The organism is Propionivibrio limicola, assembly GCF_009469695.1.
GTDB classification, from domain to species: Bacteria; Pseudomonadota; Gammaproteobacteria; order Burkholderiales; family Rhodocyclaceae; genus Propionivibrio; species Propionivibrio limicola.
The window spans coordinates 1-26,545 of record NZ_SSSR01000005.1 but is presented as its reverse complement, the minus strand read 5'-3'; the positions used below and the strand labels follow the sequence as shown (position 1 = coordinate 26,545).

Genomic DNA, 26,545 nt, shown 5'->3' with positions numbered 1-26,545 from the left:
AACGGTCTTTCGGCAAAAAAGCGGCTTTGGCCGCTTTTTTGTTGTCCTCAATCGGGTGAAGAGGATGGGGATGCGCCGCGTATTTCCTCAAGCAAGCCGCGAACGGTAGCGGATCGTTCAAAACGCCGCTGGACGACGATCAGATTCGAACGCGCCTCGATGTCCGCGAGCGGCAAATAGCAAACGCCGGGGAGCTGGAGATGGCGAACGATATCCGCCACCAGACTCACGCCAAATCCGGCCGCGACGAGACTGATGAGCGTCGCAATTTCTGCGACCTTCTGTGTGATCTTCGGCTCGAAGCCGGCATGTCGACAAAGGTCGAGTAAAGCCTGCCCCATGCCGACGCCACTCGGATCGAGAAAGGCGAGAAACGGATCATCGGCCAACTGAGCGAGTTCCACGCTGTCTTGAATTGCCAGCCGGTGGTCGAGCGGCAGGACGGCGACAAGGCGTTGCGTGGACAAGGTGAAGAGTTCCAGTTCCTCAGGCATGCCGGGCGGAATCGGTTCGCGGATGATGCCGATGTCGAGATGCTGCGACTGGACGGCCTCGATCTGGGCGAGGATCGGCATCTCGTGCAGCGAAAGCTGGACGTTGGGATGGGCTTTGCGGTAATTCTTCAGCAGATGCGGGAAACGCGGCTCGTACATGACCGACCCGACAATTCCGATATCGATGCTCCCGGCTTCGCCGCGTGCCGTATCGCGGGCAACCCGCACGGCCTTTTCGGCGCGTTCGAGCGTGGCCCGCGCTTCCTCCAGAAACGCCGCCCCGGTATCGGTCAATTCGATACGGCGCTTCGCGCGATAAAAAAGCCTCGCTCCGAGCTGGTTCTCCAGTACCTTGATTTGCTGACTCAATGCCGGTTGCGCGATGCCCAGCCGTTCTGCGGCGCGGGCGAAATGCAGCTCTTCGGCCGTCGTGACGAAATAACGAAATTGGCGAAAATCCATGCGCTCCCCTTGTTGATAAGAAAAACTTATCAATTACGACAATTTAATGCAATTGATATGGCCATCGATCAGCGGATAATCCCTCATCACAAGAACAACCAACTTTGGGAGAAGGTCTTTGGACGCGCATCCGTTTTTTTCGAACCGGAAAGTCGTTTTTCTGCTGGCCATATTCACGTGCCTCTTGTGGGGAAGTTCGTACCCCGCCATCAAAAGCGGTTTTGCCATGCTCGGGCTCATGCCGGACGATATGGCCGGCAAGCTGGTTTTTGCCGGCTGGCGCAGCATGCTGGCCGGCCTGGTGCTGGAGTTCGTGGCGATTGCTTCGGGCGAGAATATCTTCCGGCTCACCTCCAGGAACTGGCTTGAGGTAACGAAACTCGGCCTGCTCCAGACATCGGTGATGTTCGTTTTCTTCTACCTTGGGCTGGCGCACACCACCGGGGTGAAAAGTTCGGTGCTGAACGGGACCGTCTCGTTCTTCGGCGTTTTGTTGGCCCACTTCATTTATCGCAACGATCGCCTGTCGTGGAGCAAGAGCCTGGGATGCCTGATCGGTTTTGCCGGGGTTCTGGTGGTGAATTTCAATCACAATCTGCTCGATTTCCACTTCACGCTGATTGGCGAAGGCGCCGTCGTTCTGTCCGCGTTCTTCATGGCGGCGGGAATGGTCTATGGCAAGCAAGTCTCGCAAAACATGGATTCGCGCCTGATGACCGGGCATCAGCTGACGATCGGAGGCGCCGTGCTGCTGGTTGTGGGTTACGCGATGGGCGGACGGCTAGGTAATGTAACCGTCGAATCGGCCTTGCTGCTCGGTTATCTCGTGCTGAATTCGTCCTTCGCCTACACACTGTGGAGCGTGCTGCTCAAATACAACCCGGTCGGCATGGTGAGCATCTTCAACTTTCTGGTGCCGATTTTCGGCGCCATTTTGTCGGCGATTTTTCTCGGCGAAACGGTTCTCGAATGGCGCAACATGGCGGCGCTGCTGTTGGTGTGTTCGGGAATCTGGTTGGTTACGCACCAGAGGGCTCCGGCCAGAGCGTAGGGGAATCCATCGTGCCGGGGGCGCGTTCGATCCCGGCCGGTGGCTTTGGAGTAGAATGGCCCGGTTTCAAATCCGGCCGACGTCTGATGAAAACCAGCTTTCTCGATTTTGAACAACCCATCGCCGATCTTGAAGGCAAGATCGAAACCCTGCGTTTTGCCCAGGAAGATTCGGCGGTTGATATTTCCGAGGAAATCGCCCGTCTCGAGAAAAAGGGCCAGAACCTGACCAAGGAAATCTACGCCAAACTGTCGCCATGGCAGATTGCGCAGGTGGCTCGTCATCCGCAGCGGCCGTATACGCTCGATTACATCAAGCTGATTTTTACCGATTTCGAAGAGTTGCACGGGGATCGTACCTTTGCCGATGACCATGCGATCGTCGGTGGCTTGGCGCGGTTTAATGGGCAACCGGTAATGGTCATCGGCCATCAAAAGGGCAGCGACACCAAGGAAAAGCTCTATCGCAATTTCGGCATGCCGCGTCCGGAGGGTTATCGCAAGGCGCTGCGCCTGATGAAGCTGGCCGAAAAATTTGCCATTCCGATCTTTACGTTCATCGATACGCCGGGCGCCTATCCAGGCATCGACGCCGAGGAGCGCGGGCAGTCCGAGGCGATCGGCCGTAACCTGTACGAAATGGCCGGGCTGAAAACACCGATCATCGTGACGGTCATCGGCGAGGGTGGCTCGGGCGGCGCGCTGGCGATTGGCATCGGCGACGTAGTGCAGATGCTGCAGTATTCGACCTATTCCGTCATTTCGCCCGAAGGTTGCGCGTCCATCCTCTGGAAAAGCGCCGACAAGGCGAGCGATGCGGCCGAGATCATGGGCATTACGGCCTCCCGACTGAAAACACTGGGGTTGGTCGACAAGGTCGTGAACGAACCGGTCGGTGGCGCGCACCGCGATCCGGCGGCGATGGCCAACAATCTCAAGAAGGCGCTGCAGGATGCGCTCAAGCACCTGAGCAGCCTGTCGCTTGAAGAGCTTCTGGAAGCGCGTTTTACCCGTCTGATGGCCTATGGCCGCACCAAAGAGCAAGCCAGCCGTTGAGTGTCGCGCTGATCGTTTGTTTGCGTCTGCCAACGTGGTAAATCCGGTCGAGGCCGCGCTGGCCGTATTCTTCAATAATCGCTTGAAGCTCTGTGATCGCGTTTGTGTCGCCTTGTCAGGAGGCGGCGACTCGGTGGTTCTTCTGCACGCCTTGCACCGGTTGTTGAACTCTCGGCGGCCGGCAAGCTCGTCTTCGAACATTCTTCTCTCCGCGATTCACGTCCATCACGGCATCAGTCCAAACGCCGACGCTTGGGCTGATTTTTGTTCATCGATTTGCCGCACGCTCGGCGTCCCGCTCCACATCGAGAGAGTTGATGTGCCGCGCGCGAGCGGCGAAGGTCTGGAAGGAGCCGCCCGACGGTTGCGGCACGCGGTTTTTGCCGCGGTTGATGCCGACTGGCTGGCGCTCGCGCACCACCAGGATGATCAGGCCGAAACGGTTTTGCTGAATCTGCTACGCGGAGCCGGCATCGCCGGGGCGGCCGGAATGCTTGCCGAGCGACCGCAATCTGGCGGGCCGCATCTGGTTCGGCCGTTGCTGGAGGTTTCGCGAAGTGCGATCGAGGCTTATGCTGCGGAACACGGCTTGCGCTGGATCGAGGACGAAAGCAATCGTGAGACGCACTTCCGGCGCAATTTTTTGCGCCATGAGGTGGTGCCGTTGATGGAGGCGAAGTTTCCCGGCGCCAAGCGTTCATTGGCGCGGGCAGCGAGCCATTTCGCCGAGGGCGCGGAATTGCTGGACGAACTGGCGGCGGAAGATTGTGCTGCGGTGGCGATGCCGTCGGGCAGGATCGGGCTGGCCGGCTTCAACGCGCTTTCGCCGGCGCGGGCGCGCAACCTGTTGCGTTTCGAGTGGCTGGCGGTCGGATTCCGTGCGCCGGATACGCGCTGGATCGAAGAAGCGCGGCGGCAGTTGGCCACCGTTTCCGGCCGTTCGGAAATTTGCGTGTCGACGGCGGACGGGGCGTTGCATGCCTATCGCGGCGAGTTGTATGTCGTTGGCCACGTCAGCGACAGTGATCTCTCCGATCTTCGCTGGAATGGCGAGTACGCGTTGCCTTGGGCTGGTGGCCAGGTGCGCTTCGAGTCTGTGATCGGCGAAGGCATTGCGCGCAGCCACCTGCTTGCCGGTGAGGTTTGGCTCAAGCGCCGTTGCGGCGGCGAGCGCCTTCAGGCAGATGCAAGGCGTCCGCGGCGCACGTTACGAAACCTATTGCAGGAGTCAGCCATTCCGCCTTGGGAACGCGCCCGGTTGCCGCTGCTTTGGTGCGGCGAACAACTGGTCTGGGTCGGGCGCGTCGGCGTTGACGCGTCATTTGTCTGCCCTGCCGGCGAACCGGGGATTCTGCCCGTCTGGGAAGCCGGGAACCCGGATTAAACGACCCGATCCCAGCCGAGCCTGACCAGCACACTCCGGAACTCTTCCGCCAACGGGCACGTGATCCGCAGCGCATCGCCGCTGACCGGATGCGTCAGGCGCAGTTCGGTGCAGGCGAGGAGCAGGCGATGGCAGCCGAACAGTTCCTGAAACAGCCGGTTGTGCCGCCCCTTGCCGTAGGTCGCGTCGCCGATGATCGGATGCGATATGTGCTTGAGGTGACGGCGCAGTTGGTGCTTTCGTCCGGTTTCCGGCTTGAGTTCGAGCAGGGCATAACGGCTTGTCGGGTAACGGTCGACGGGGTACGGTAGTTCGACGGTGGCGAGCCGTCTGAACGTGGTGACGGCCTCCTGGGCTTCTGCTGTTCCGGCGCTCTTGCGGAATTCGTAGTCGTCGAACTGGCGGGTCAGTGGATGGTCGATGCGGCCGGCTTCATCGGGATAGCCGCGCACGATCGCGAGGTAGGTTTTGTCGACGTTTTGCGCTTCAAACTGTTTGCCGACGGCGCTGCAGACATCGCGATCGAGGGCGAAGAGCAGGATGCCGGAGGTGCCGCGGTCGAGCCGGTGCGTCGGATGGACGTGCTGCCCGATCTGGTCGCGCAGTAGCTGGACGGCGAAACGCGTTTCGTGGCGGTCAAGGAAGGTTCGATGGACAAGCAGCCCGGAAGGCTTGTGAACGGCAATCAGGTATTCGTCCCGGTAAAGAATCGGCAGTTCTTCCTTCGGTGTTGTCGTCACTTTGAACCGTCCTTTGCCGGAAATTCACCATCGACGTAGTACCAGCGGCCATCTTCCCGGACAAACCGGCTGGTTTCATGAAGCCGATGAGCGCGTCCGGCAATCTTGTAGCGCGCCACGAATTCGACGATGGCGCTGTTTTCTCCGGTCATCTCATGACGCTTGATCTCCAGTCCGAGCCAACGTGTTGCCTTGTCTTCCGACAACTGGAGCGACTCCGGTCGTGTGTCCGGATGCCAGGTCGCAAGCAGGTAAGGCTCCAGTCCGAGTGTGTAGGCCGTGTAGCGGGAGCGCATCAGCGTTTCGGCGTCGGGCGCGACCTCAACCCGCTCGCCGCCATGAAATCGGCCGCAGCATTTCAGGTAATCGGCGGATTTTCCGCACGGACATAAGCTTGAAAAGGTACCGGATAGGGAACTGAAAGCTTGCTTTCTTGACATAGGTTTTGTTCAATCAATAAGAGGCATGTTCTTCTGAACGCGTAACGATTGGCTGCTGTCACGTTCATTTTTGTTGCGCAGACTCTCTCGGGCCTTATTTCAACGGGAGGGAAAAGAGGGGAGGTGCATCGTGATCCGGGTATTTAGCCATTGGGTTTATTGGAAAACAATACTCCGAATGGTGTTCGACTTGGTTTTCACGGTCGTTTGCGTGATCTCGCCGGTCCTTTTGTGGGGCCAAAGTGAGAAGGTTGAGGTCGAGAACCTCGTCGTTTTCGCGGTCGCCTTTGCGCTGGCGATGGTCCTTTTCAACGCCTGGCTCGGACTGTACAACCGGCGACGAGGCTCGTCGGCCGAGCAGATCAGGTCGCGCGCCGTGCTGTCGCTGTACTTGTCGATTCCCTTTGCCTACGGCGTTTTCTCGTTGTTATCCAATGCTGACGACAACCAGCGGATTCTGGTGTTGTCCGCCTTGTTCGCGCTGTTCCTGACCTTGCTGCACCGCGCTTATTCGTTGCGTCGGCATAACGCCAAGGCGCTTACGCGGCGGGTGTTGGTCTTTGGCGCAGGCAAGGAGGCCAGTCAGGTCGGCGACGTGCTTCTCGACACCGATCCGGACATCGAAATCGTCGGTTTTTATCCAACACCGAACGACGCCGGAATGACGATCCCGGGGCAGCGTATCCTCCCGCGCGAGAAGCCGCTGTCGGATACCGTGGCGGCGTTGAACGTCGATGAAATCATCGTCGCCGTGCTTGAGCGGCGAGGCGGGGTGATGCCGTTGCGCGAATTGCTGGATTGCAAGATGTCCGGCGTGCGCGTGCTGGATCTGGCGTCCTATTTCGAGCGTGCGCTGGGGCAGATCCGGCTCGATTCGTTAAAAGCCGGCTGGCTGATCTTCGGCGACGGTTTCCGCCAGGGCTGGGGGCGGACATTGATCAAACGGGTCTTCGATATCGTTGCCGCCTCGATCTTGCTGTTGCTGGCAACACCGGTGATGTTGCTGACGACACTGCTCATCATTCTCGAAGACGGCTTCCCCGTTTTCTATCGGCAGGAACGCGTCGGGCGCAACGGGCGTACGTTCAATGTCATCAAATTCCGCAGCATGCGGAAGGATGCCGAGAGTGACGGCACGCCGAAATGGGCGGCGGCCAACGACAACCGGGTGACGCGGGTCGGACGGATCATCAGACGGCTCCGCATCGACGAGTTGCCGCAGCTATTCACCGTGCTGGCGGGTGACATGAGTCTGGTCGGGCCGCGGCCCGAGCGTCCTTACTTTGTCGATCGGCTGACCCGGGAAATTCCGTTCTATGCGGTTCGCCACAGCGTGAAGCCGGGCGTAACCGGTTGGGCGCAGGTGAGCTACCACTACGGCGCGTCGGTCGACGATTCGCTCCAGAAACTTCAGTACGACCTGTACTACGTCAAAAACCATACCCTGTTCCTGGACATCGTGATTCTCTTCGAGACTGTTGGTGTGGTGCTCACCGGCAAGGGAGCGCAATAAAGGATTAAAACGCTTGCCGCTCCGGCATAACAAGAGGGAGAGCGGAGATTGGATGCCAGTAGAGAACTGATAACAGCTTGGAGTTACGGCCTCGCCGGCGGTGTGTACGGCGTTTTCGCGCTTTACCTCGCGGCCGGTTGGCAGGCGGGGCGGCGTCGACGTTACCTCTGTGTTGCCATGCTGCTGAGCGCCCTCTGGGGGATTGCCGGGATGGCCTATGCGCTGACGGGGCTGTCGGTGTTTCTGGCCGGAAATCTGTTGGGCGACCTGTTGCGCTTCGGCGCCTGGTATTTCTTCCTCATTATTCTGCTGGGTCCGGAGTCACCGGACGACCGCGAGATGGCTCGCCGGTTGCGCCTGTTCCGGACGACCGCGGTGGCGTTGCTGGCGGTTGGCTTGCTCGCGCAGTTCCTGATTCCTCTTGCGCCGTCGCTGCCTTTCTCGCCGCATCGGCTGGTGTTGCTTATCTCGCTGGGCACCACCGTTTTTGCCCTGCTTCTCGTCGAGCAACTTTTTCGCAATGCTGTTCCCGATTCCCGCTGGAACATCAAGCCGCTGTGCATCGGGCTGGGCGGCGCGGTGCTGTTTGATCTTTATCTGTATTCCGACGCGCTGTTGTTCAACCGCATCGATGCCGACGCGTTCGCGATTCGCGGCTTCGTTCACGCGCTGGTGGTGCCGCTGGTCGTTCTGTCGACGCTGCGGAGCCACGACTGGAAGAACCGTGTCGTGTTGTCCCAACGCGCCGCGCTGCAGTCGGCGAGCCTGGTTGCAGTCGGTATCTACCTGTTGTTCGTTGCTGCGGCCGGCTATTACGTCCGTTACTTTGGCGGGGAGTGGGGGCGCGCCTTCCAGTTGGCCCTGCTGTTTGCTTCGTTGCTGCTGCTCGGCATCCTGGCGTTGTCGGCCTCGGTGCGGGCGAGGTTGCGCGTTTTCATTGGCAAGCACTTTTTCCGTTATCGCTATGACTATCGCGATGAGTGGCTGCGCTTTACGAGCGTTCTGTCGTCGCAAGACGAGTTTTCGACGATGGGCGAACACGTGATCAAGGGACTGGCCGAGATGGTCGAAAGTCCGGCCGGCGCGCTTTGGTTGAAGGATCCGTCGGGCCGCTTTCATGCGCAGGCAGCGGCCTGGAACATGCCGCCAGCGATGGATACGGAGGAGGTGACAAGTTCGTTGACGACATTCTTGTCGGAGCGCAACTGGGTGATTGACCTTGAGGAATATCGCGCACAGCCTGGGCGCTATGCTGGCCTTCACCTTCCGGAATGGCTGAGCCGGATTCCGAACGCGTGGTTGCTGGTGCCGCTTGCGTCGGGCGACGGGATGATCGGCTTCGTCATTCTGGCGACGGCGAGGACACAGCTCGACATCAATTGGGAGGTCATAGACCTGCTCAAGACGGCGGGACGCCAGGCCGGCGCCTTCCTCGGCCAGATGCAGGCGACCGAGGCGCTGCTCGAAGCGAGGAAGTTCGACGCCTTCAACCGGATGTCCGCGTTTGTCGTCCATGATCTGAAAAACATCGTCGCGCAACTTTCGTTGATGCTGAAGAATGCGGAACGCCATCGTGACAACCCGGAGTTCCAGAAGGACATGCTGATGACCGTTGAGCACTCGGTGGATCGCATGCGCCAATTGATGATGCAACTGCGCGAAGGGGCGACGCCGATCGAAGGTCCGCGCGGCGTCGATCTTGGCGACGCCATCCGGCGTATCCAGAGCGCCAGGGCGGGGCAGGGGCGCGTCGTTGAAACCCGGCTGTGTGACGGCAAGGTCGTTGCCAAGGGGCACGAGGACAGGGTGGAGCGCGTTATCGGCCACGTTGTGCAGAACGCACTGGATGCGACGGAACACGGCGGGCGTGTGTGGGTCAGTCTGCAGCGGCAGCCGGAATTTGCCGTGGTCGAGGTCGGCGACACGGGGCACGGCATGAGCCCCGAATTCATCCGCGAGCGGCTGTTCAAGCCGTTTCAGACGACGAAAGCCTCCGGCATGGGCATCGGCGCCTACGAGAGTTTTCAGTACATTCAGGAAATCGGCGGCAAAGTAACGGTCGAAAGTGAGGTCGACGCCGGAACGCGTGTCACATTGTGGTTGCCTTATGTCGATAAAGGAACTGAAATGAATTCAGACGCGCGGAGCGAGGGAGAGCGGCAATGAGTTCGGAAAGACTGCGACCTTTGTTGATTGTGGAAGACGATCCGGCGCTGCAAAAGCAGCTGCGCTGGGCGTTTGACCAATACGAAGCGCTGACGGCCGATGACCGCGAGAGTGCGCTGGCGATGGTGCGCCGCTACCAACCGCCCGTTGTCACCATGGACCTCGGTCTGCCGCCCGACCCCGATTCGGTTTCGGAAGGCTTCCGGTTGATCGAGGAAATTCTGGCGATCGAACCCGACACCAAAATCATCGTCCTGACCGGCCAGAACGATCGCAGCAATGCACTGCGGGCGGTGGCGCTCGGCGCCTATGACTTTTTCGCCAAGCCCTTTGAAATCGACATGCTGGCGTTGATGATTGCCCGCGCCTATTCGCTCTTCGATCTTCAGCAGGAGAACAAGCGGCTGCAGTTGATGCAGCAGCCGGATGTTTTTTCCGGTTTGCTGACCCGCGATCCGGAAATGCTGCGCACCTGCCGGATGGCCGAGAAGGTTGCCGGAAGCGATGCGACCATCCTCGTTCTCGGCGAAAGCGGCACCGGCAAGGAACTGATCGCGCGCGGGATTCACACGGCATCAGGGCGTCGGAAAGAACGTTTCGTTGCCATCAATTGCGCGGCGATTCCGGAAAATCTTCTCGAAAGCGAACTGTTCGGTTATGAAAAAGGTGCGTTCACCGGAGCCGTCAAAACCACGCCGGGCAAGATCGAAACGGCCAATCGCGGCACGCTGATGCTCGACGAAATCGGCGATTTGCCGCATTCCTTGCAGGCCAAACTGTTGCGTTTCCTGCAGGAGCGAACGATCGAGCGAATTGGCGGCCGTCAGGAAATTGACGTCGATGTACGCATCGTCTGCGCGACGCATCAGGATTTGAAGGCGCTTATCCGCCAGGGGCAATTCCGCGAGGATCTTTACTACCGCCTGGCCGAGATTACCGTCACCTTGCCGCCGTTGCGGGCGCGACCCGGCGATGCGGCGCTGCTGGCGCATGCGTTCGTCAGACGCTTTGCCGAGGAACAAAAGCGCGGAGCGATGACCTTGCGCGAGGATGCGTTGCGGGCCGTCGAGGCGTACCCGTGGCCGGGCAATGTGCGGGAGCTGGAAAACTGCATCAAGCGCGCGGTCATCATGGCCGATGGGAATCAAATCACGCGCGACGACATTGGCTTGACTCTTCCCGATGCGAAAGAGGAATCACGGATCGATTTGCGGCAATCACGCGAGGACGCCGAAAAAAGAGCGGTCATCAGCGCGTTGGGACGGGCCGACGGCAACATCCTCAAGGCAGCGGAAATTCTTGGCATCAGCCGGCCGACGCTTTACGACCTGATGCACCGCTTCGGGATCAAATAGGCGGATAACGGAAATTCCGGAGCCCAACTTTTCAGCGAGGGATTCACATGACGACCCCACAATCGAAGCCGCGGATGGTTCTGTCAGCGTTGCTATCCAGCCTTTTTCTGTTTGCGTGCAGTGGCGAAAAGCCAGAAGCGATGCTGGCTTCGGCCAAGGACTACATGGCCAAGAGCGATCACAAGGCGGCGGTCATCCAGTTGAAAAATGCCCTGCAGTCGGACCCGAATCTGCCGGAGGCCCGCTTCCTGCTCGGCAAAACCCTGTTGGAGAGCGGCAACCCGACGGCGGCCGAGGTCGAACTGCGCAAGGCCGCCGACCTCAACTATCCGGCTGATCAACTCACTCCGCTCGTGGCGCGGACGCAATTGATGCTGGGGCAGGCGCAAAAAGTCACCGACAGTTACGCCAGCGTTGTGCTGACCGCGCCGGAAGGCAATGCCGAATTGCAGACGGTCGTCGGCCAAGCCTATCTCGCTCAAGGCAAAGGCGATGCAGCGAAGGCCGCCTTCGAGGCGGCTTTGAAAGCTGTGCCGGATTATGGCCCGGCTATCGTCGGCCAGGCGAAGCTCAAGGCCGCCAGCCGCGATCTGCCGGAAGCACTGGCCATGGTCGACGCGGTGCTGGCCAAGGTGCCCAGGCTTCACGAAGCCTGGCAGTTGAAAGGGGACATCCTCAACGCGCAGGGCAAGGAGGCGGACGCGATCAATGCCTACCGGAAAGCGCTTGAGGCCAAGCCCGACTATTTCCCAGCGCTGTCGGCGATCGTTGCCGTCCACATGGAGTCGCGCAATCTTGAGGCGGCCGGCAAACAGTTGGAAGAGATGAACAGGGTCGCTCCGGGACACCCGCAGACGACTTACCTGAATGCATCGCTGGCCTATCAACAAAAGAATTACGAGGTCGCCAAGGAGAACATTCAACAGCATCTGAAGATTGTTCCCGACAGCCCGCTTGGCATCCAGTTGGCAGGCGCCATCGAATTCGAACTGAAGTCATATGTGACTGCCGAGACGTATCTGTTGTCGGCTCTGCCCAAGACGCCGGAACTCGGCATGGCGCGGCGGATTCTGATTGCGACTTACCTGCGGAGCAATCAGCCGGACAAGGCGCTCGGTGTTCTTCGGCCCGTCCTCGACAAGATCGAAAACAATTCGGACATGCTGGCGCTGGCCGGCGATGTGTTCATGCAGAACGGCGAAGCCGAGAAGGCCAGCGGCTATTTTGAGAAGGCGGCCCGGCTCGACCCGGAAAACAAGACGAAACGGACCTCGGTCGCGCTGTCGCATCTCGCCAAAGGCGAAACCGAGACGGCTTATCGGGAACTGGAGCAGATCGCCGCCGGAGATTCCGGTATCGCGGCCGACATGGCGCTGATTGCTTCGCAACTGAAGCAACGCAAATTCGATCAGGCGCTCAAGTCGATTGCGAACTTGGAGAAAAAACAGCCCGACAGTCCGTTGCCGCACAGCCTCCGGGCCACCGCGTTGCTAGGAAAAGACGACGTGGCCGGCGCCCGCAAGAGCTTCGAACAGGCGCTGGTCAAGAATCCCGCCTACTATCCGGCCGCGGCAAATCTGGCCCGGTTTGATCTGCGCGACAAGAAGCCCGAAGAAGCGAAAAAGCGCTTTGAAGGCGTGTTGGCGAAGGATCCGAAAAATGCCCAAGCCTTGCTCGCTTTGGCGGAGCTGAAGATGCGGGAAGGCGGCAAGACCGACGAGGTGGCCGGCCTGATCAGCAAGGCGATTACCGCCAACCCGACGGAGCCGGTGCCTCATGTCGCACTGATCGGACTCTACCTGAGCGCCAAGGACACCAAAAAAGCTGTCGCGGCTGCCCAACAGGCGCTTGCCACTCTGCCCGAGCGGCCGGAAATACTGGATGCGGCAGGCCGCGCCCAGCAAGCGGCCGGCGATTACGACCTGGCCCTGGTGCATTACGGAAAGCTGGCCGCTCTGATGCCAAATGCCGCGCAGCCGCACGTCAAGATGGCCGAGGTCTACCTGCTGCAAAAGAACAAGGATGCCGCCATGCAGAGCCTGAAGAAGGCGCTGACGGTCAAACCGGATTACGTTCCGGCGCAGCGCGGCATCATCATGCTCGATTTTGACGCCGGACGGACCAATGAAGCGTTGGCGCGTGCCCGGGAAGTGCAGAAGCAGCGCCCGAAGGAAGCTGTCGGTTATGTGCTGGAAGGCGACCTGCATGCGCTGAAGAAGGCCTGGCCGGATGCGACCGCCTCGTATCGCAAAGGGCTCGGGCAACGGGCCGAGGTGGCGGTCGCGATCAAACTTCACGCGGCCTTGATGGCGGGCGGGAATGCAGGCAATGCGGCCGAAGCGGAAAAGTTTGCTGATGGCTGGACAAAGGATCATCCGCGCGACCTCCAGTTCAGAGCGTATCTAGCGGAGTCCGCCATGGCGCGCAAGGATTTCATCAACGCGAGCAAGCATTTCCAGGCAATGGTCGCGGCGCAGCCGAACAATCCGGCGGTCCTCAACAATCTTGCCTGGGTGTCGCTGCAGCTCAAGGATCCGAAAGGGATTGAATACGCGGAGCGGGCGTACAAGCTCATGCCGGACAACCCGAACATTCTCGATACGCTTGGGGCGTACCTTGTCGCCAATGGGGAAACCGGGCGGGGACTCGACCTGCTGAAAAAGGCGTCTGGCCTCGCGCCGAATAACGCGGCGATTCGCCTGAATCTGGCGAAGGCGCTGATCAAGAGCGGCAAGAAGGAAGAAGCAAGAAAGGAACTTGACGAACTGGCCAAGCTCGGCGACAAGTTCGCTGCGCAGGCCGAAGTCGGGCAACTGCTGAAAGGGTTGTAAGCACCGTCCGGCGTTCAGGCGCATTGAAGGAGGGGGACATGACGACTGTAGCTGTTGTTGGACTGGGGTACGTCGGGTTGCCGCTGGCCGTTGAGTTCGGCAAGAAATACCGGACGCTGGGTTTTGACCTTTCGGCCGAGAAGGTTGCCAACTTCAAGAGATATTTCGACCCGACCGGCGAAGTGAGCAGCGAAGACTTTCGCGCTGCCGTGCATCTGCAGGTCGGTTGCGATCCGGTCGTGTTGGCGGAAGCGGATTTCATCATCGTCGCCGTCCCGACGCCGGTCGATCGCGCCCACCAGCCGGATTTCCGGCCGTTGCTCACCTCGTCCGAGTCGGTCGGCAAGTACATCAAGCGCGGGGCGACGGTCGTTTATGAATCAACGGTTTATCCGGGCGCGACCGAAGAAATCTGCATCCCGATCATCGAAAAGCACTCGGGGCTGAAGTGGAAAAATGACTTTTTTGTCGGCTACTCGCCCGAGCGCATCAATCCGGCCGACAAGGAGCGCACGTTGACCCGGATCGTCAAGGTCGTGTCGGGCGATACGCCGGCGACGCTCGACTTGGTGCGGGAAATGTACGCCAGTGTAATTACGGCCGGGGTGTATGCCGCGTCCAGCATCAAGGTCGCCGAGGCGGCGAAGGTGATCGAGAACACCCAGCGCGACCTCAATATTGCCTTGATGAACGAGTTGGCCATCATCTTCGACCGCATCGGCATCGATACGCTTGAGGTTCTGAAAGCCGCCGCGACGAAGTGGAACTTCCTGCCGTTCCGGCCCGGACTCGTCGGTGGGCACTGCATCGGCGTCGATCCCTACTATCTGACGTACAAGGCGGAGATCCTCGGCTATCACCCCGACGTGATTCTGGCCGGTCGCCGCATCAACGACGGCATGGGGAAGTTCATCGTCGAGCAGACGGTCAAAAAACTCGTGCTGAACGGCTGGAAGGTCAAGGGCGCCCGCGTCATCGTGCTCGGTCTGACGTTCAAGGAGAACTGCCCGGATTTGCGCAATTCGCGGGTGATCGACGTGATTCATGAGTTGCGCGCCTATGGGGTGGAGGTCTACGTCCATGAACCGGTGGCCGATGCGCAGGAGGCATGGCACGAATACGGCGTCGAACTGACGGCATGGGAGGATTTGCCGAAATCCGCCGCGATTATCGCGGCCGTCGCGCACCGACAGTTCAAGGAGCGCCCGGTGCAGGACTACGTCGATAAGCTGGAAACAGACGGCGTGATGGCCGACGTGAAATGCCTCTTCGATGCGGCCGAATTGACTTCGCATGGGATAACGGTGTGGCGTCTATGAATAATTCCGCCTTTGAACAACTGACGCAGCGCTTGCCGGCTCAACCCGCTCGCTGGTTGGTGACGGGGTGCGCCGGCTTCATCGGCTCCCATTTGATCGAAGCGCTGCTTCGGCTGGATCAGCAGGTGCTCGGGCTGGACAACTTCTCCACCGGTTATCGCCGCAACCTTGACGAGGTTCAGTCGCTCGTCTCGCCGGTTCAATGGCAGCGATTCCGTTTTTTTGAAGCCGATATCCGGGATGGCGAGAGCTGTCGGCAGGCGTGCGAAGGGGTTGATTACGTGCTGCACCAGGCGGCGCTCGGGTCGGTGCCGCGCTCGCTGGCCGACCCGGTATCGACAAATGCCTCGAACGTCGACGGCTTCCTGAATATGCTGGTGGCGGCACGCGATGCCAAGGTGTCGCGCTTCGTCTATGCCGCGTCCAGTTCAACTTACGGTGACCATCCCGGCTTGCCGAAAATGGAAGACCACATCGGTCACCCTTTGTCTCCCTATGCTGTGACCAAACTGGTCAACGAGCTGTACGCGGATGTGTTCGGCCGATGTTACGGGCTCCAATCCATCGGCTTGCGCTATTTCAACGTGTTCGGCCCGCGCCAGGACCCGGAGGGGGCGTATGCGGCAGTGATCCCGCGCTGGGTCAGGGCGATGCTGCTGGGGGAAGACGTCTTTATCAATGGCGATGGGGAAACGAGTCGCGATTTCTGCTTTATCGCCAATGTCGTGCAGGCGAATCTGCTGGCCGCCACGGTTGTCCCGCCGGAGGCCGTCAATCAGGTGTACAACGTGGCGTTCAACGACCGGACGTCGTTGAACCAGCTCTACGAATTGCTGCAAGACGCATTGTGTGCGTTGCGGACGGATTTACCGCCGTCGCAACCAGACTATCGTGACTTCCGGGCCGGGGACGTTCGCCATTCACAGGCCGACATATCGAAGGCGCGTCGCCTGCTTGGATATGAACCGACGCATCGCATCGAGGAGGGGATTCGTATCGCCATGCCGTGGTACATCGCCCGATTTTCCGGTCTGGGCGGCGAGGATAGGAGGGTAGGATGAACTCCGCAAACAAGCATCCGAAGGGCCGAAAGCCTTGCATCCGTGCCGCGTTCTTCCTGTGTTCCATGTTCGTGACAAATTTCGTGTCAGCTGCGGAAGCGAATGCGCCGAGCGCGAGCGATCTGGCCGCCTTGAGAAACGAAGCGCGTGCTTACGAACATGGCGAGGGCGTTCGCAAGGACCCGTTACACGCCGCAAAGCTCTATTGCGACGGGGCTCGTCATGGGGATCCGGAGGCGCAGTACAGTCTGGGCTGGATGTACGCCAATGGCCGTGGCCTGCCGCGTAGCGACGAACTGGCGGCTTATTTCTTCAAGCTGGCCGCTGATCAAGGCCATGAACCTTCCCGGAAAATGCTGCGGTTTGTCGGCGAAAAGGTGGCACCGGTGCCCGAATGCATGAATCCGGTTCTCGATGATCGCGAAAGTGATGTGATGATTCCGCCGGACAATCCCTTGCAACAGAAGATTCAGTCGCTCGTCCGCGATCTATCGCCGGAATATGGCGTCAGTCCGCGCTTGGTCATGGCTGTCATCCGTGCCGAATCCAATTTCAATCCAACGGCTGTGTCGCCCAAGAATGCCCAAGGGTTGATGCAGCTCATACCCGATACCTCTGTACGCTTCAACGTCAGGAAGCCCTTCGACCCAGAACAGAATATTCGCGGCGGGCTGTCGTATCTGCGGTGGTTGCTGGCCTACTTTGAAGGCGATGTTGCGCTTGTGGCGGCGGCGTATAACGCTGGGGAGGGAGCCGTTAACCGTTATCGCGGTATCCCGCCGTATGCGGAGACGCAGAGCTACGTTCGCAGGATTCTCGATCTCTTCAAACGGAACGAGCATCCCTTTGATCCCGAGGTCACCCCCCCGTCGCCCGAATTGCCAAGTATCCGCAACACGAAGAAGGTGCGGCCGGGCATTCCAGGAGTGCGAAATGTTTCAACGACGTCTTGAATTTCTGGCTATTTTGTTCTGCCTTTGCTTGGCGACCGGAGCCGCGTTTGCGGCGTTGCCGGAACTGATTCAACAGGTCAAGCCGTCGATTGTGGCGGTTGGTACGTTGGCGAAGATGCGGAGTCCGCCATTCGTATTGCGGGGGGCGGGATTTGTCGTTGGCAACGGATCGTTGATTGCGACCAACGCCCACGTTGTGCCGGAGGCGACAGACGAACAGGACGGCGAAGTAGTGGCCATTCATGTGCCGGTGAGCAACAGGGGCACGCAGTTGCGACAGGCCCGAATGGTGGCTATCGACAAACAGCACGATATCGCGCTGCTGCGTATCGAGGGACCTCCGCTGCCAGCCCTCCGGCTTCAAGAAAAAGCTGTCGTCAGAGAGGGGCAGGCGGTCGTGTTTATCGGTTTTCCCATCGGAACGGTACTGGGAGCATCGCCAGTTACGCATCGCGGCATCATTTCGGCCATTACGCCGATCGTGATGCCCAGCGCGAATGCACGGCAACTGAACGAGCGAGTGGTGAGCCGGCTTAAAACCGGATCATTCGATGTTTATCAGCTGGACGGGACCGCCTATCCAGGAAATAGCGGCGGGCCGCTTCTCGATCAGGAGAATGGCGAGGTGGTCGGCATCATCAATATGGTGTTCGTCAAGGGGACGAAGGAAGCCGCACTGAGCCAGCCGTCGGGAATCAGCTTTGCGATTCCGGTCATCTATTTGCAGGAGATGCTCCGCTCCATCAAATAGAAACGGTGGTCGGTGATCTGTGCGGACGGATTTTTTGATCAGACTTTTACCCGCATCAATCGGGCTTTTTCCCGGTTCCAGTCGCGCTCTTTCTCGGCATCTCTTTTGTCGTGAAGCTTCTTGCCTTTTGCCAAGCCAATTTCGGCTTTGATACGGCCTCGCTGGTAATGGAGGTCAAGGGGAAGCAGCGTATATCCGGCGCGTTCGACCTGTCCGATCAGCTTACTGATCTGGTTGGCATGGAGGAGAAGCTTGCGCGTACGAACCGGGTCCGGTTTTACATGTGTAGAAGCTTCGGACAGCGGGGTAATGTGCATTCCGAAAAGAAAGACCTCGCCATTGCGGACGACGACGTAGGACTCTTTGATGTTGGCCCTGCCGGCTCGGATAGCTTTCACCTCCCAGCCTTCCAGCGCAATTCCGGCTTCGAACTTTTCTTCAATGAAGTAGTCGTGAAACGCTTTTTTGTTGGTGATGATGCTCATGGGCTGTGCTCAAAGATTGGTGCGCGAGAGTGCTAGAATCCAGAATTCTACAGTATTCACGAGGCACGGCTGGAAATGGCCATGGTGGAAAAATCAGTCCTGATCGGACATTCTGCGCAGGAAATGTTCAATCTCGTCGATGATGTCGAGAGCTATCCCGCTTTTTTGCCATGGTGCAGTCAGACCAAGGTCGATTTTCGTGATGCCGGCAAGACAGTCGCAACGCTGCACATCAGTTATCTCAGCGTTAAGTCACATTTCACCACTGAAAACGAGAAGGAATTTCCGGTCCGCATGGGCTTGAAACTGGTTGATGGGCCGTTCCGTTCTCTGGAGGGTATCTGGCTTTTCAAACCATTGAGCGAGGCGGCCTGCAAAATCGACTTCCGGCTGACCTATGAGTTTTCCAGCAAACTTTTCGAGAAGATCATCGGTCCCGTCTTTGGTCAGATTACCAATACGTTTGTCGATGCCTTTGTGAAGCGTGCAGACGAGGTTTATGGTGAACCGGATGTCTGACCTGATCAGGGTTGAAGTGGTCTATGCTTTGCCCGACAGGCAGGAACTTCTCCGGGTTGAACTGCCAGCGGGAGCGACGGTACGCGACGCCATTGAGAATTCTGGCATCCGAACGAAATTTCCCGAGATCGATTTGGACGGGAACAAAGTCGGGGTTTTTTCAAAGCTCGTCAAACTGGATGTTGTCTTGCGCGATCGCGATCGTGTGGAAATTTATCGTCCGCTCATTGCCGATCCCAAAGTAGTGCGCAAGCAGCGAGCCGCTGAAGGTAAGGCAATGAAAAAGGGCGCTGGCGAATATAAGGGTTGTTAGCCGAGGGGAGGGCAGGTTATCTGCAATTGGATCGCGTGTAGTGGTGTAACTTTGCAATCTCCTGTTCCCGTTGCGCATCCTCCATGAAATACCGTTCGCCTTTGTCGTCGCGCAGGACAATGCGTTCGCCGGATTCAAGTGCCTGCAATTGCCGACGGGCGTTTTCGCAATTCTCTTTTTTTGCGGAGTTCTCTGCTTCTTCCTTCTGATTTTTAACCGCCTTGTCCTTGACTTCTTGCTGGCGCTTGCGGAATTCGAGTTCTTTTTCGGCAAGTGTTTTCGACGTGCTTGGTGAGGCTGGCGACGGGTTGGCGTTGTTTTGATGCGTCTGTTGGCTAGTTACGCGCCCGGATGGTGGAATGTCGGAGATGACAGTTTTTCCCTTCTCGTCCTTCCATTGATAAATCTGGGCGCTGGCCGCCATTGATGCTGAGAGGGCCATGATAATCAGCGCAATGTGTTTCATCGGGAGTCCAGTCTTTAAAGGTGTGCTGTATAATAGACTTTTGTGACCTCGGATTATAGGCCATGCGTTTAGCTCAAAAAGCGCTCACGTTTGATGACGTTCTCCTCGTTCCAGCCCATTCAACTGTTTTGCCGCGCGATGTCAGTCTTCGTACTCGTCTGACACGCAATATTGTTCTTAACATGCCATTGGCGTCGGCTGCAATGGATACGGTTACCGAAGGCCGTCTTGCCATTGCCCTGGCGCAAGAAGGCGGGATTGGTATCGTGCATAAAAACCTCACGCCCAAGGCGCAGGCGACCGAGGTGGCAAAAGTTAAGCGTTTTGAATCCGGGATTCTGAAAGACCCGATTACCGTTCCGCCCACGATGTCGGTGCGTGAGGTTCTTGAACTGACGCAGATGCACAAGATTTCCGGCTTCCCGGTCGTTGAAGGGCGTGCTGTCGTTGGTATCGTCACCAACCGTGATCTTCGGTTCGAGACGAATCTCGATCAGCCGGTTCGCAGCATCATGACGCCGCGTGATCGCTTGGTTACGGTGAGAGAAGGGGCAACGGTCGAAGAAGGTAAGGCCCTTATTCATAAACACCGTCTCGAGCGCGTTCTCGTGGTTAACGATGCTTTCGAATTGCGCGGCCTGATTACCGTCAAGGACATTATCAAGACCACCGAGCATCCGCTGGCATGCAAGGATGCATCCGGTCGTCTTTGCGTTGGCGCTGCCATCGGCGTTGGTGCGGGTACGGAAGAGCGGGCTGAGCTTTTGGCAGAAGCTGGCGTCGACGTGATCGTGGTCGATACGGCGCATGGGCATTCGCAAGGGGTGCTCGACCGGGTCAAGTGGGTCAAGAAAAACTTCCCGCACATTGAGGTGATCGGCGGCAACATCGCGACGGCTGACGCGGCCCGGGCGCTGGTTGACTGTGGCGCTGATGCGGTCAAGGTCGGAATTGGTCCTGGGTCTATTTGTACGACCCGCATCGTTGCCGGTGTCGGTGTGCCGCAAATTACAGCAATCCAGATGGTATCCGATGCCCTCAAGGGGACGGGGGTGCCGATGATTGCCGATGGCGGGATCCGCTTTTCGGGAGACATCTGTAAAGCGATCGCGGCCGGTGCAAATGCGGTCATGCTCGGTGGTTTGTTCGCTGGGACCGAGGAAGCTCCCGGTGATGTCGAACTCTACCAGGGGCGTTCGTACAAGTCGTATCGCGGAATGGGATCGATCGGAGCCATGGCTGCCGGGGCGGCCGATCGCTATTTCCAGGATTCTTCGTCCAATGTCGATAAGTTGGTGCCGGAGGGCATTGAGGGACGTGTGCCTTACAAGGGCTCGGTGCTGGCCGTGATTCATCAGCTGATGGGTGGGCTCCGCTCTTCCATGGGGTATCTCGGCTGCGCGACCATTGACGAAATGCATGAGCGTGCGACCTTCGTCGAGATTACCGCGGCGGGCATGCGTGAGTCGCATGTGCATGATGTTCAGATCACTAAAGAAGCGCCGAACTATCACGTAGAGTAAGTATTCGCGCTTATTTCGGGGCGGCTCGCGTAGCCGCCCTTGTTCTTTCAAGGCTTCAAAATGGCACACCAAAAAATCCTCATCCTTGATTTCGGTTCGCAGGTCACTCAGCTCATTGCCCGACGCGTGCGCGAGCAGCAGGTGTATTGCGAGTTGCATCCCTTTGATGTGAGCGAAGAATTCATTCGCCAATTCAAACCGCAAGGCATCATCCTCTCCGGTGGTCCGAACTCGGTTTATGAAGCGGCTGAATGGCGTGCTCCACAGGTTGTTTTCGAGTTGGGTGTTCCGGTTCTCGGTATCTGCTATGGCATGCAAACCATGGCGCAACAGTTAGGCGGCAAGGTCGAAAGTTCTGGCAAGCGAGAATTTGGCTATGCGGAAATTTGCGCCCAAGGTGATTCCGAACTGTTCAAGGGCATACAGGATCGGACGGACAACAGTGCCAAGAGCTTTCTGGATGTCTGGATGAGTCACGGTGACAAGGTCACCGAGTTGCCGCCCGGTTTCAAGGTGATCGCCAACAACGACTCCTGTCCGATCGCCGCCATGGCCGACGAAACGCGGCGCTTCTATGCTGTCCAGTTCCATCCGGAAGTCACCCATACAATCAAGGGCAAGGAAATCTTTGCGCGTTTCGTGCATGAGATTTGCGGGTGCGGTCATGACTGGAACATGCCTGATTACGTCAATGAGGCCATTGAGAAAGTCAGGGCACAGGTCGGCAAGGAAGAGGTGATTCTCGGGCTTTCCGGTGGTGTTGATTCGTCGGTCGTCGCCGCATTGTTGCACCGCGCGATCGGAGATCAGCTGACCTGCGTGTTCGTTGATAACGGGCTTCTGCGCTTGAATGAAGCTGAGCAGGTCATGCAGACATTCGCGCGCAATCTCGGTGTCAAAGTCATCCATGTGGATGCGGCCGAACAGTTCATGGGACATCTCAAGGGGGTCAGTGACCCCGAGGCTAAGCGCAAGATTATCGGACGCGAGTTTGTCGAGGTCTTTCAGGCCGAGGCGGGCAAGCTGCCGAATGCAAAATGGCTGGCACAAGGAACGATCTATCCGGATGTGATTGAATCGGCTGGCTCAAAGACGAAGAAGGCGCATACGATCAAGAGCCACCACAACGTGGGCGGGCTACCGGAAACCCTTAACCTCAAACTGCTCGAACCGCTGCGCGAACTCTTCAAGGATGAAGTGCGCGAGCTTGGTATCGCGCTGGGGCTGCCGCACGATATGGTTTATCGGCATCCATTCCCCGGGCCTGGCTTGGGCGTGAGAATACTTGGCGAGGTCAAGCACGAGTTTGCCGATCTGCTCCGTCGTGCTGACGCAATCTTCATCGATGAATTGCGTGCGGCAGATTGGTACGACAAGACGAGTCAGGCTTTCGCCGTATTCCTGCCGGTGAAAAGCGTTGGTGTGATGGGGGATGGTCGCACGTACGAATACGTTGTCGCATTGCGTGCCGTACAGACGCAAGATTTCATGACCGCCCACTGGGCTGAGCTTCCTTACAGCCTGCTGGGGAAAGTGTCCAACCGAATCATCAACGAGGTGCGTGGAATTAACCGCGTGGTCTACGACATTTCGGGTAAGCCGCCCGCCACGATCGAGTGGGAGTGATTTGGCATAGGTTTTTTGCATTTCATACCAATTCGAAATAACCTCAGAACCCCCGGCATTGCTGGGGGTTTTGCTTTTGTAGCTTTGCAAACCTATTGTTTTAATGCGGATCAAAACGACGGTACGGGTGACGGCATGCGCTGCGGGGGTGGTGGGTGTCTTGATCGCGGTTCCGTCGCTGATATTGGCGGCTGACGGTATTTTTTGAGGCGAATCCCTGTGTTCATGCGGGTTTCAGCGTGATTGTCGGCTGACGGTATCAAGAGTGCTGAAAGGAGCGAGAAATGCTGTCGGACATGAAGCTGAAAAGCCTGAAACCGGCTGAAAAGCCGTACAAAGTGGCTGACCGTGACGGTATGTACGTGACGGTACTGAAGAGCGGGGCGATTTCGTTCCGTTACGACTACCGTCTGAATGGCCGGCGCGAGACGCTGGTGATTGGCCAGTACGGTCCTGATGGGATATCGTTGGCCGAGGCGCGCGAATTGCTGATGGAGGCGCGCAAGAAGGTGGCGGCGGGTGTCTCGCCGGCCAGCGAGAAGCAGCGCATCAAGCGCAAGATGCAGGAAGAGAAACGGATCTCCGAACTGTGCGAGGATTGGCTGGCCATCTACGAGATGGCCGACAGCACGCGAGACATGCGCGAGAGCATCATCCGGCGCGATCTGCTCCCCGACTATGGCCGCCGTCTGCCGCACGAATTCACCGAAGAAGACCTCCGCGCACTGTGCGACAAGATCGTCCAGCGCGGCGCCCCGGCAACGGCCGTGCATATGCGCGAGATCGTCATGAATATCTACTCCTGGGCGATTGCCCGCGGAGCAAAGTACGCCAACCCAGCCAGCGGAATCAAACCGTCCTCGATCGCCACCTTCAAACCCAAGGATCGCGCCCTGACGCCTGATGAGATCGGCCTCTTCTTCCGGCTCCTCGATCGCGTGGCCACGCTGCCCACCATCCGGCTGGCCATCAAGCTCACTCTGCTGACCATGGTGCGCAAGGGCGAGCTGCTGCTGGCCACATGGAGCGAAATCGACTTCACCGCAGCGACCTGGACGATACCGAAAGATCGGATGAAGCTGCGCCGGCCGCATGTCGTCTACCTCCCGCAGCAAGCGCTGGACATCCTGGTGGCACTGAAAACGTGCGCTGGCGGATCCAACTACATCCTCCCGTCGCGCTACGACGCCGACAAGCCCATGAGCAACGCCACATTAAATCGTGTGATCGATGCCGCCGTGGCAATCGCAAAAAAAGAAGATCTACCGCTGGATGACTTCTGCGTGCACGACCTGCGCCGGACGGCCTCGACGCTGCTGCACGAGGCCGGCTACAACACCGACTGGATCGAAAAGTGCCTCGCGCATGAACAGCGCGGGGTGAGGGCCGTTTACAACAAGGCCGAATATGCGGAGCAGCGGCGCGAGATGCTGCAGGACTGGGCCAACATGGTCGATGGCTGGATTGCCGGGGCCAAGGTCGTGCCGATCGGCCGCGCCGCTTGAAATGGGCGATGGCGGGAGGTCCCGTCATCGTGCCTATGCTTTGTCAGACGACCTCTTCTCTGACATCGAATTCGTCTGCTTCCATCGATGGGATGTCAAAATCAACGACCGTGATTCCAATTTCATCATATGGTGGCCAGCCCTCCTGTTCGCTGAGCTCTCGAACAGATCCGACGCCGTGATATCCATTCATCAGATACATGAGCAAACAGCCTGCTGCGCGTCTGGCGACGGCTTGAATGACGTCTCCATCAGATGCATTGAGGACATGTTTCGCCCCCATCCAGAAGCCGTTTATCTGCTCAGCAACGTCCTGAGTGATCTTGTCTGTGTCGATATCCAGCGTGATGCCGGTGTCTAATCCAGCTTCGAGCCTGAAACGTCTTTTCATCGCCCCCCCCATATCCGAACATACCGGCCGCACCTTCCTCTTCCTCACGTCCGGCTTTTGTTCCGCTGGATTGCATTCCGCCTTCCTGCCTCGCAGCCACGTTTGCACCTCTTCATAGTCCCAGACGACACAGCGCGGGGTGAGGGCGAAGCGGGAAGGGAATTTCCCCTCCAGCTCCATCCGGTAAATGGTCGTGTCCGACAGCGGCACGAGCTTTTTGAGCTCGGCGCGCCGGATGGTTCGTTTGATGGTAGTCATGATTCCCTTTCGTTCATGGTGCAATTCGTTACCGCCCGCCAGCCGTCGATCAATCCGTTTGCGTGCAGATCGCGGATGAAATCGACGAGCTCGGGCATGTTTTCGCGGACAAAGGCGCGGTTCTCGGCAACGCGCTCGATCTCGGCATCAGAAAGCGCCCGTGCCGGCGTGGTGGCCTTGGCAGCTGTTGCCGGCGCCGTGGCGCGGCCTTTGATCGAGGCGTAGGGGTTCATGTGGCTACTGACTTCCGCTCGCCCGTGAGGCGCGCAGCACGCGGCACGTGCGCCACTCGTCCTTATCCTTCTGCTTCGCATCCTCGACTGTCTGCCACTGCATATTGCTCGGCGCATCGTCGCCGCCGGCGCACAGAGGAACGACGTGGTCAACCACATGGCCCGGGCACGGGCCGCGAGGCTTGCCGGTGGCGGGGCAGTGGTTCTCGCGGACAAATGCCGCGCGCTGGGAAGAACTGCGCTCTGTGGCACTGGCCAGCGTGGCCAATGTTGTCAGCAGCGCGATGGTGATGGCTTTTTTCATGCAACCCTCCATTGATAATCAGGGGCGCAGCAGTAGGCGATGCGCACGTTGTCATCGGTTGAAATTCTCATCTTTTCTTTTGCTCCGGAGGATTTGAGAAGGGCAGCGGCACTTTCTCGTACATCCACCTGGCGGTTCGCATCAAAGGACAGAACGTCTCGCCAACTTCCTTTGAGATTGATTTGCAGTTTCATGCGATTCTCCAAAAAACATAAGGCCTATTCGGGACGGGCGAAGCGTCTCTGTGGCGCTCGATCTCGCCGCGCAGCTCCAGCTTTTCCAGCAGATGGGCGACGCTGCGAGGGGTGAAGCCCGTTTCTTCGGCGATCCAGCGGGCGCTGCAGGGCTGCGAGGCGCTGCGGATGGCCTTGAGGATGGCTTTTTTCTTCTCCGCGACCTGTTTTGTCGTCCTCTTCGGTTCAGCAACAGCGGGCCTTTGTGCCGTGATTTTTCCCCACCACGATGGCCGCGTGCATTGATTGATGGCGATGGCGAGCGTGTTCATAGCATCACCGGCCCTTCTGGCATCTTGGCCCAGCAGATGACTGCGTTGATCGGGTAGCCGTCGACGTTGAGCCAGCGGTCGCCGTCGTGGTAGCCCAGCCAGACCGGCTCCTCCTCTTCGTCGTCGATTCGGACGAGCACGGTTTCGTCGGAGTCCGGCATGGCGATGTCGGCGCGATGCCAGACGATCTCTTCTGTGATGGTGCGTGATGGGCTCATCTCCGCACCTCAACTTCCAGCTGATTCATCGCACGTGCCCGGCTCAAGGCGTCGCAGGCGGATTCGTAGGCGCCGACGGACTGGCGCAGCCAGAAGTCGCGGTAGGTCGTGGCGAAGAGGCGCAGGGCTTGCAGCTCTTCGCCGGTGACGCCCATGCGCTGGGTGGCGGCGTAGCGGTCGCGCACGTTCATCAGGACGATGCCGGCGGCGCGGCACATGCCGATGGTTTCCGCATCGCCTTTGCTGGCGGCGGCGAGCAGCAGGCAATCGCGCATGTCGGCGAGCTGGTCGAAATGCTCGGTCGTCGCCCAGCCGCCGGCGAAGGCCTCGACGAACATGCGTTCGCGGGTTTCGAGCGAATCGTTCTGGAGGCCGCGGCTGACCAGCATGGGCGGCGTGGCTGGGCGGATGGTGCGTATATTTCCGCGCTTACGCATGGCTGGACTCCTTTTTCTTGAGCGAGGCCACCAGTGCGGCGCAGGCTGTCAACGGCGATTCAAAACTGATACAGATTTTTGTTGGGCAGCGATTCAAAACTGACACACCCCGGACACTTCATTTGCGCTGATCGCGTTGCCGAGAGGGAGGGGCGAAGGCCCGACCGGAAGGCGGCGCGATCAGCGC

General features: G+C 58.8%; 28 protein-coding genes. 16 read left to right on the top strand and 12 right to left on the bottom strand.

The genetic code is table 11. From position 1 onward, the window contains the following. Positions 1–47 precede the first annotated feature (47 nt). Positions 48–956 (bottom strand): LysR substrate-binding domain-containing protein, encoded by a 909-nt coding sequence (locus tag GH659_RS05990; protein ID WP_153110143.1) that lies wholly within the window; start codon positions 954–956, stop codon positions 48–50. Between the two features lie 118 nt (positions 957–1,074). On the opposite strand from GH659_RS05990, the gene GH659_RS05985 reads away from it, so the two are divergent. From GH659_RS05985 to tilS, 3 genes are all read left to right on the top strand, one after another. Then, the gene (locus GH659_RS05985; RefSeq protein WP_153110141.1) at positions 1,075–2,007 is read left to right on the top strand and encodes a DMT family transporter; all 933 of its coding nucleotides are present in this window, start codon (positions 1,075–1,077) and stop codon (positions 2,005–2,007) included. A gap of 86 nt (positions 2,008–2,093) precedes the next feature. Then, positions 2,094–3,062, top strand: coding sequence for an acetyl-CoA carboxylase carboxyltransferase subunit alpha (locus tag GH659_RS05980; RefSeq protein ID WP_153110139.1), 969 nt, complete (start codon positions 2,094–2,096; stop codon positions 3,060–3,062). Next, positions 3,031–4,446 (top strand): tRNA lysidine(34) synthetase TilS, encoded by a 1,416-nt coding sequence (tilS, locus tag GH659_RS05975; protein ID WP_153110137.1) that lies wholly within the window; start codon positions 3,031–3,033, stop codon positions 4,444–4,446. Before GH659_RS05980 ends, tilS begins: the two co-directional genes overlap by 32 nt. Here the strand turns inward: tilS and GH659_RS05970 are convergent. Together GH659_RS05970 and GH659_RS05965 are read right to left on the bottom strand one after the other, a co-directional pair. Then, positions 4,443–5,186, bottom strand: coding sequence for a tRNA pseudouridine(65) synthase TruC (locus tag GH659_RS05970; protein ID WP_246167742.1), 744 nt, complete (start codon positions 5,184–5,186; stop codon positions 4,443–4,445). The genes tilS and GH659_RS05970 overlap by 4 nt on opposite strands. Continuing rightward, positions 5,183–5,548: a YchJ family protein gene (locus GH659_RS05965; protein WP_343030092.1), complete on the bottom strand. Its 366-nt coding sequence runs from the start codon at positions 5,546–5,548 to the stop codon at positions 5,183–5,185. The genes GH659_RS05970 and GH659_RS05965 overlap by 4 nt, the downstream gene beginning before the upstream one ends. Before the next feature lie 208 nt (positions 5,549–5,756). Here GH659_RS05965 and GH659_RS05960 point away from each other — a divergent pair, with 208 nt between their 5' ends. The 8 genes from GH659_RS05960 to GH659_RS05925 are packed head-to-tail and all read left to right on the top strand — an operon-like array spanning position 5,757 to position 17,575. Further along, positions 5,757–7,139 carry a TIGR03013 family XrtA/PEP-CTERM system glycosyltransferase gene (locus GH659_RS05960; protein ID WP_153110133.1) on the top strand — a complete coding sequence of 461 codons (1,383 nt, stop codon included), beginning with the start codon at positions 5,757–5,759 and terminating at the stop codon, positions 7,137–7,139. A 48-nt stretch (positions 7,140–7,187) separates the two neighbouring features. Further along, positions 7,188–9,305: an XrtA/PEP-CTERM system histidine kinase PrsK gene (gene prsK, locus GH659_RS05955; RefSeq protein WP_153110131.1), complete on the top strand. Its 2,118-nt coding sequence runs from the start codon at positions 7,188–7,190 to the stop codon at positions 9,303–9,305. Beyond that, positions 9,302–10,660 (top strand): PEP-CTERM-box response regulator transcription factor, encoded by a 1,359-nt coding sequence (prsR, locus tag GH659_RS05950; RefSeq protein WP_153110129.1) that lies wholly within the window; start codon positions 9,302–9,304, stop codon positions 10,658–10,660. Before prsK ends, prsR begins: the two co-directional genes overlap by 4 nt. Positions 10,661–10,707: 47 nt before the next feature. After that, positions 10,708–13,491 carry an XrtA/PEP-CTERM system TPR-repeat protein PrsT gene (gene prsT, locus GH659_RS05945; RefSeq protein WP_170285833.1) on the top strand — a complete coding sequence of 928 codons (2,784 nt, stop codon included), beginning with the start codon at positions 10,708–10,710 and terminating at the stop codon, positions 13,489–13,491. A gap of 38 nt (positions 13,492–13,529) precedes the next feature. Next, a complete protein-coding gene (locus GH659_RS05940; protein WP_153110127.1) occupies positions 13,530–14,810 on the top strand; it encodes a nucleotide sugar dehydrogenase in 1,281 nt (426 codons plus the stop codon). Beyond that, the gene (locus GH659_RS05935; RefSeq protein ID WP_153110125.1) at positions 14,807–15,871 is read left to right on the top strand and encodes an SDR family oxidoreductase; all 1,065 of its coding nucleotides are present in this window, start codon (positions 14,807–14,809) and stop codon (positions 15,869–15,871) included. The genes GH659_RS05940 and GH659_RS05935 overlap by 4 nt, the downstream gene beginning before the upstream one ends. Beyond that, positions 15,868–16,824, top strand: coding sequence for a transglycosylase SLT domain-containing protein (locus tag GH659_RS05930; RefSeq protein WP_153110123.1), 957 nt, complete (start codon positions 15,868–15,870; stop codon positions 16,822–16,824). Before GH659_RS05935 ends, GH659_RS05930 begins: the two co-directional genes overlap by 4 nt. After that, positions 16,805–17,575 carry a S1C family serine protease gene (locus tag GH659_RS05925; RefSeq protein ID WP_153110121.1) on the top strand — a complete coding sequence of 257 codons (771 nt, stop codon included), beginning with the start codon at positions 16,805–16,807 and terminating at the stop codon, positions 17,573–17,575. Before GH659_RS05930 ends, GH659_RS05925 begins: the two co-directional genes overlap by 20 nt. A gap of 38 nt (positions 17,576–17,613) precedes the next feature. Here GH659_RS05925 and smpB read toward each other — a convergent pair whose 3' ends face one another. Next, complete coding sequence (smpB, locus tag GH659_RS05920) at positions 17,614–18,060, bottom strand: SsrA-binding protein SmpB (protein WP_153110119.1); 447 nt, start codon at positions 18,058–18,060, stop codon at positions 17,614–17,616. Between the two features lie 75 nt (positions 18,061–18,135). On the opposite strand from smpB, the gene GH659_RS05915 reads away from it, so the two are divergent. Together GH659_RS05915 and GH659_RS05910 are read left to right on the top strand one after the other, a co-directional pair. After that, a complete protein-coding gene (locus GH659_RS05915; RefSeq protein ID WP_153110117.1) occupies positions 18,136–18,579 on the top strand; it encodes a type II toxin-antitoxin system RatA family toxin in 444 nt (147 codons plus the stop codon). After that, positions 18,572–18,892, top strand: coding sequence for an RnfH family protein (locus GH659_RS05910; protein ID WP_153110115.1), 321 nt, complete (start codon positions 18,572–18,574; stop codon positions 18,890–18,892). The genes GH659_RS05915 and GH659_RS05910 overlap by 8 nt, the downstream gene beginning before the upstream one ends. Positions 18,893–18,908: 16 nt before the next feature. On the opposite strand, the gene GH659_RS05905 is transcribed toward GH659_RS05910, so the two are convergent. Continuing rightward, positions 18,909–19,358 (bottom strand): DUF4124 domain-containing protein, encoded by a 450-nt coding sequence (locus GH659_RS05905; RefSeq protein ID WP_153110113.1) that lies wholly within the window; start codon positions 19,356–19,358, stop codon positions 18,909–18,911. 62 nt (positions 19,359–19,420) lie between these two features. Here GH659_RS05905 and guaB point away from each other — a divergent pair, with 62 nt between their 5' ends. The 3 genes from guaB to GH659_RS05890 all read left to right on the top strand — a co-directional run bounded on the left by guaB (position 19,421) and on the right by GH659_RS05890 (position 24,012). After that, the gene (gene guaB / locus GH659_RS05900; RefSeq protein WP_153110111.1) at positions 19,421–20,881 is read left to right on the top strand and encodes an IMP dehydrogenase; all 1,461 of its coding nucleotides are present in this window, start codon (positions 19,421–19,423) and stop codon (positions 20,879–20,881) included. Positions 20,882–20,941: 60 nt separating this feature from the next. After that, a complete protein-coding gene (gene guaA, locus GH659_RS05895) occupies positions 20,942–22,507 on the top strand; it encodes a glutamine-hydrolyzing GMP synthase (RefSeq protein WP_153110109.1) in 1,566 nt (521 codons plus the stop codon). A gap of 284 nt (positions 22,508–22,791) precedes the next feature. Continuing rightward, complete coding sequence (locus tag GH659_RS05890; protein WP_153110107.1) at positions 22,792–24,012, top strand: tyrosine-type recombinase/integrase; 1,221 nt, start codon at positions 22,792–22,794, stop codon at positions 24,010–24,012. A gap of 43 nt (positions 24,013–24,055) precedes the next feature. Here GH659_RS05890 and GH659_RS15035 read toward each other — a convergent pair whose 3' ends face one another. The 7 genes from GH659_RS15035 to GH659_RS05855 are packed head-to-tail and all read right to left on the bottom strand — an operon-like array spanning position 24,056 to position 26,358. After that, positions 24,056–24,661: a DUF2528 family protein gene (locus GH659_RS15035; protein ID WP_153110105.1), complete on the bottom strand. Its 606-nt coding sequence runs from the start codon at positions 24,659–24,661 to the stop codon at positions 24,056–24,058. Next, the gene (locus GH659_RS05880; RefSeq protein ID WP_153110103.1) at positions 24,658–24,894 is read right to left on the bottom strand and encodes a hypothetical protein; all 237 of its coding nucleotides are present in this window, start codon (positions 24,892–24,894) and stop codon (positions 24,658–24,660) included. The genes GH659_RS15035 and GH659_RS05880 overlap by 4 nt, the downstream gene beginning before the upstream one ends. A gap of 4 nt (positions 24,895–24,898) precedes the next feature. After that, positions 24,899–25,198 (bottom strand): HNH endonuclease signature motif containing protein, encoded by a 300-nt coding sequence (locus GH659_RS05875; RefSeq protein ID WP_153110101.1) that lies wholly within the window; start codon positions 25,196–25,198, stop codon positions 24,899–24,901. After that, positions 25,195–25,392: a hypothetical protein gene (locus GH659_RS05870; RefSeq protein ID WP_153110099.1), complete on the bottom strand. Its 198-nt coding sequence runs from the start codon at positions 25,390–25,392 to the stop codon at positions 25,195–25,197. The genes GH659_RS05875 and GH659_RS05870 overlap by 4 nt, the downstream gene beginning before the upstream one ends. Beyond that, entirely contained in the window at positions 25,389–25,703 is a 315-nt protein-coding gene (locus GH659_RS05865; protein WP_153110097.1) for a DprA-like winged helix domain-containing protein, read from the bottom strand. Before GH659_RS05865 ends, GH659_RS05870 begins: the two co-directional genes overlap by 4 nt. After that, positions 25,700–25,921 (bottom strand): hypothetical protein, encoded by a 222-nt coding sequence (locus GH659_RS05860; RefSeq protein WP_153110095.1) that lies wholly within the window; start codon positions 25,919–25,921, stop codon positions 25,700–25,702. Before GH659_RS05860 ends, GH659_RS05865 begins: the two co-directional genes overlap by 4 nt. After that, the gene (locus tag GH659_RS05855; RefSeq protein ID WP_153110093.1) at positions 25,918–26,358 is read right to left on the bottom strand and encodes a hypothetical protein; all 441 of its coding nucleotides are present in this window, start codon (positions 26,356–26,358) and stop codon (positions 25,918–25,920) included. Before GH659_RS05855 ends, GH659_RS05860 begins: the two co-directional genes overlap by 4 nt. Positions 26,359–26,545 lie beyond the last annotated feature (187 nt).

Excerpts from the sequence above, each read along its gene's own strand:
- GH659_RS05990 (WP_153110143.1), bottom strand. The coding sequence starts at position 956 with ATGGATTTTCGCCAATTTCGTTATTTCGTCACGACGGCCGAAGAGCTG.
- GH659_RS05980 (WP_153110139.1), top strand. The coding sequence starts at position 2,094 with ATGAAAACCAGCTTTCTCGATTTTGAACAACCCATCGCCGATCTTGAA.
- tilS (WP_153110137.1), top strand. The coding sequence starts at position 3,031 with ATGGCCGCACCAAAGAGCAAGCCAGCCGTTGAGTGTCGCGCTGATCGT.
- prsR (WP_153110129.1), top strand. The coding sequence starts at position 9,302 with ATGAGTTCGGAAAGACTGCGACCTTTGTTGATTGTGGAAGACGATCCG.
- prsT (WP_170285833.1), top strand. The coding sequence starts at position 10,708 with ATGACGACCCCACAATCGAAGCCGCGGATGGTTCTGTCAGCGTTGCTA.
- GH659_RS05940 (WP_153110127.1), top strand. The coding sequence starts at position 13,530 with ATGACGACTGTAGCTGTTGTTGGACTGGGGTACGTCGGGTTGCCGCTG.
- GH659_RS05935 (WP_153110125.1), top strand. The coding sequence starts at position 14,807 with ATGAATAATTCCGCCTTTGAACAACTGACGCAGCGCTTGCCGGCTCAA.
- GH659_RS05930 (WP_153110123.1), top strand. The coding sequence starts at position 15,868 with ATGAACTCCGCAAACAAGCATCCGAAGGGCCGAAAGCCTTGCATCCGT.
- GH659_RS05925 (WP_153110121.1), top strand. The coding sequence starts at position 16,805 with ATGTTTCAACGACGTCTTGAATTTCTGGCTATTTTGTTCTGCCTTTGC.
- smpB (WP_153110119.1), bottom strand. The coding sequence starts at position 18,060 with ATGAGCATCATCACCAACAAAAAAGCGTTTCACGACTACTTCATTGAA.
- GH659_RS05915 (WP_153110117.1), top strand. The coding sequence starts at position 18,136 with ATGGCCATGGTGGAAAAATCAGTCCTGATCGGACATTCTGCGCAGGAA.
- GH659_RS05910 (WP_153110115.1), top strand. The coding sequence starts at position 18,572 with ATGTCTGACCTGATCAGGGTTGAAGTGGTCTATGCTTTGCCCGACAGG.
- GH659_RS05905 (WP_153110113.1), bottom strand. The coding sequence starts at position 19,358 with ATGAAACACATTGCGCTGATTATCATGGCCCTCTCAGCATCAATGGCG.
- guaB (WP_153110111.1), top strand. The coding sequence starts at position 19,421 with ATGCGTTTAGCTCAAAAAGCGCTCACGTTTGATGACGTTCTCCTCGTT.
- guaA (WP_153110109.1), top strand. The coding sequence starts at position 20,942 with ATGGCACACCAAAAAATCCTCATCCTTGATTTCGGTTCGCAGGTCACT.
- GH659_RS05890 (WP_153110107.1), top strand. The coding sequence starts at position 22,792 with ATGCTGTCGGACATGAAGCTGAAAAGCCTGAAACCGGCTGAAAAGCCG.
- GH659_RS15035 (WP_153110105.1), bottom strand. The coding sequence starts at position 24,661 with ATGACTACCATCAAACGAACCATCCGGCGCGCCGAGCTCAAAAAGCTC.
- GH659_RS05880 (WP_153110103.1), bottom strand. The coding sequence starts at position 24,894 with ATGAACCCCTACGCCTCGATCAAAGGCCGCGCCACGGCGCCGGCAACA.
- GH659_RS05875 (WP_153110101.1), bottom strand. The coding sequence starts at position 25,198 with ATGAAAAAAGCCATCACCATCGCGCTGCTGACAACATTGGCCACGCTG.
- GH659_RS05870 (WP_153110099.1), bottom strand. The coding sequence starts at position 25,392 with ATGAAACTGCAAATCAATCTCAAAGGAAGTTGGCGAGACGTTCTGTCC.
- GH659_RS05865 (WP_153110097.1), bottom strand. The coding sequence starts at position 25,703 with ATGAACACGCTCGCCATCGCCATCAATCAATGCACGCGGCCATCGTGG.
- GH659_RS05860 (WP_153110095.1), bottom strand. The coding sequence starts at position 25,921 with ATGAGCCCATCACGCACCATCACAGAAGAGATCGTCTGGCATCGCGCC.
- GH659_RS05855 (WP_153110093.1), bottom strand. The coding sequence starts at position 26,358 with ATGCGTAAGCGCGGAAATATACGCACCATCCGCCCAGCCACGCCGCCC.